Annotated in this window: 5 protein-coding genes and 1 pseudogene; all 6 read left to right on the top strand. The window is 43.7% G+C overall.

From position 1 onward, the window contains the following. Positions 1 to 240, top strand: a 240-nt coding sequence (locus BET10_RS19275) for a hypothetical protein (protein ID WP_205987556.1), incomplete at its 5' end; no start/stop codon positions are given. Further along, complete coding sequence (locus BET10_RS19270) at positions 240 to 1400, top strand: replication initiation factor domain-containing protein (protein ID WP_070987459.1); 1161 nt, start codon at positions 240 to 242, stop codon at positions 1398 to 1400. The genes BET10_RS19275 and BET10_RS19270, both read left to right, overlap by 1 nt. A 1-nt stretch (position 1401) precedes the next feature. Beyond that, positions 1402 to 1755 (top strand): DUF1293 family protein, encoded by a 354-nt coding sequence (locus BET10_RS19265; RefSeq protein WP_070987457.1) that lies wholly within the window; start codon positions 1402 to 1404, stop codon positions 1753 to 1755. Then, positions 1755 to 1991 (top strand): hypothetical protein, encoded by a 237-nt coding sequence (locus BET10_RS19260; RefSeq protein WP_070987455.1) that lies wholly within the window; start codon positions 1755 to 1757, stop codon positions 1989 to 1991. Before BET10_RS19265 ends, BET10_RS19260 begins: the two co-directional genes overlap by 1 nt. A gap of 15 nt (positions 1992 to 2006) precedes the next feature. Beyond that, positions 2007 to 2141 carry a hypothetical protein gene (locus BET10_RS22010; RefSeq protein ID WP_276204905.1) on the top strand — a complete coding sequence of 45 codons (135 nt, stop codon included), beginning with the start codon at positions 2007 to 2009 and terminating at the stop codon, positions 2139 to 2141. Between the two features lie 102 nt (positions 2142 to 2243). Beyond that, positions 2244 to 2860, top strand: a pseudogene (locus tag BET10_RS19255) (hypothetical protein); the annotation flags it as partial.

Below are 2860 nucleotides of genomic sequence, written 5' to 3'. Positions count from 1 at the left end.
ACTGGTCTTTACCATTGTCACCAATTTTTAAACAGGGAATTACACGGAATGGTTATTTATTACGAGAACAATAAACAGGCGGGGGTTCAGGTCACATACGATTTGGACGGCCAGCGCGTTTATGATTATTTCGAAAATATGTACCGTTTCCGTGCATGGGTTGCGCACGAACATGACTGTGAAACAGTTGAAATCACTGACGTTAACTACCGAGAATTAGCTGCCAGAGGTGTGATTTAATGGAATATCAATACAGTGATTTAGCGAAAAAACTGATTGATAATCGTGTCGCTCGATTCAAGAAACATGATGAAAATCAGGTGATTATAGACCACTTGTCATTCTCGTTTAAATTGGCAGATTTGCGCCACTGTAAACGTGCTGGGATGACTGGCACAACGTCAGAAACACAAACCATATTCCCGCCAATGCCTGACATTAAACAGAATTTGAATACTGCGGGTATGTCGTCAGATGATGCGATAAAACAAATTGAACGTGAAAAGCGCCGTGTTCAGGGGTTGTTGGGTGATTTTTACGTATCTACATTGCGTGTTTTTTGTCGTTTTGCTTTGGGTTTTGAGCTATCAGCACCGCGTGATAAAGGGTTCCATGGGTATCAAAATTCGATGAACCTCTTAACTTTAGAGGGTAATCATGTTGGGTTCGTGGGTATCGGTGGCCAGCGCGAAACATGCTACATACAAATTTCAGGTGAGGGCTGCAAACATTTGTGGTCACACACAACACCATTCGTGCTACATCATTGGTTATCAAAGGTTTTATCAATTTCATTTTTGTCGCGCATTGACTTGGCGCGTGACTGTTATGACGATGTTTTTAACTGTGCCAATGCTGAAACCCGTTTTTTCTCTCGCTCGTTTGCTCGTAAAAAGGGTGGCCCTAATCCAACTATGTCACCACGTCATTCAGTGTCTGTCACTGGCGACTATGACGTCGAAATGATAACGGTCGGCAAACGTACCAGCCCAGTTTTTTGGCGCATCTACAACAAAAAATTAGAGCAGGGTATCAACGAGGAATCACTCGTTTGGTATCGCAACGAGGTTGAGCTCAAAAAATGGAATGTCGATTGTCTGCTAGACCCTGATTCTGCATTTGCTGGTATTTGTGAATTTGCACAGGAAATGATTGAGACAATTGGCGTTCACACATCGAGCGCGGCGCGTGTTTCAAAACCTGCCACAGATTTGGCATCTCGCGTTAAATGGGTTCGTCGCATGTGCGGCAAGGCGTTGGCTGACATTTTAGAAATCACTGAGGGCGATATGAGTACCGTGCTCGGATTGCTCGTCCCAGATAAACATGTAGTCGGGAAATCTCTCGATATACCAAACACATACAGACAAATTTTAACTGAACAATTTAGGAGTCTATAGCATGGCTATTGTTATTGCAGGGATTGGCATTACGTCATTTCCAGAATCAAAAAATCCAGACGTTGAAAAAGCCGCACTTGAGGTGCTGTACCCGTTCGAATCGGTGAACTCCCCGAAATTCAAACGTAAATCAGCGGGTAAAACGACATCAACGCCATTTGGCAAAGAGCCAATCGCGATTAACGTTTCATACGCACATGTGCTCATTGATACGGGCGCGTTTGTTGCCGATAAATCGTATGACCTACGTTTCGAATTCAACGACCAAACGTTTGAGAATGAGGTGGTTGAACTCATCCCAGTTGATGCAGAGCTGAAAAAACATTTTTCAAAATCGTTAGGTGGTAACGCCTAATGCAATGCATTTATTTGAATGGTGACGGTACGTTAACTGCAACATCGCAAACACTATCACAATGCGAGGGTTACGTTTTAGTGAGTGCGAGTGATGCACAGGCGTTTACCGCTGCCACTCAGATAACCAGTCTCGATATAGCCGAGGCGTTCACATGGGGTTTTGGCCTCATTATCACAATTGGGTTTATCTCATATCAGGTGAGAGTAGCTCGAAAATTAATTAAGACAATTTAAGTAAGGAAATAAAAAATGACTGAGATTTTTGCAGCGGTAGATTTGGCGGGTGTTTTAACGTTTGTAGGTGGTGCAGGTGTAACTGTAGTAGCAATCAATATGGCGTTTAAAGGCATCACGTTGGCCAAACGTGCTGTTAGAGCGGCGTAATTGGTGTGGGCGGCCTAGTTGTCGCCCTCATTTACACGATTATCGCGTTAATGGGGGCAATCACCGGATTCATTGTCTGTCGAAATTTTGGCTGGGGATAGCATGAAATTATTTAATCGTATGGCGCTACTCAGCGCCTTTTTTTTGTCCGCTTTTCAATATGATGCGCAGGCATTTACACAGCGCCAGTTGGATACAGCAATTGTCGCTAATTTGACTGAAACGATAACATGTAGGCCAATTGATCGATATATCGCTGTGAGTGCACTATCTGAATGTGTTGCTAAGCACACAGCATATAAATCGTCGTTATATCAAGGGTATACAGTTGTTTCTACGTCTGTAAATAGCTCTGGCGGTATCAATATTACTGGTCGCAAAGACTGTTATCGGGGACCAGGCGCATGTTCAGAAAATGGAATTATTGCTTACCGTATATTGAGTGCGTACACATGCCCTGAACCACCCTCAAAACATACAATTCGTTATGAGCGCGGCTTAGATGATGTTTTGTGTCTAAAGCCTGATTATTGTCCTCCGCCTAGCGATTCGGACATTCCAACATTTGGTACGGGCCAACAGAGGACTATTTGTTTTAATAATCCTGATGGTACCCAATGCGAAATAGAGACCGATGATAATGGTAACTACAGCGCACCAAGTTCGTATGGCTCTCAAGAGCCTGACCAATGTCAGTCTGGCGGTGGTGATTCTGGCGG

It is taken from the genome of Pseudoalteromonas amylolytica (assembly GCF_001854605.1).
Taxonomy (GTDB): domain Bacteria; phylum Pseudomonadota; class Gammaproteobacteria; order Enterobacterales; family Alteromonadaceae; genus Pseudoalteromonas; species Pseudoalteromonas amylolytica.
The sequence above is the reverse complement of the archived record's forward strand: the minus strand, read 5'-3'. Positions and strand labels throughout refer to the sequence as shown.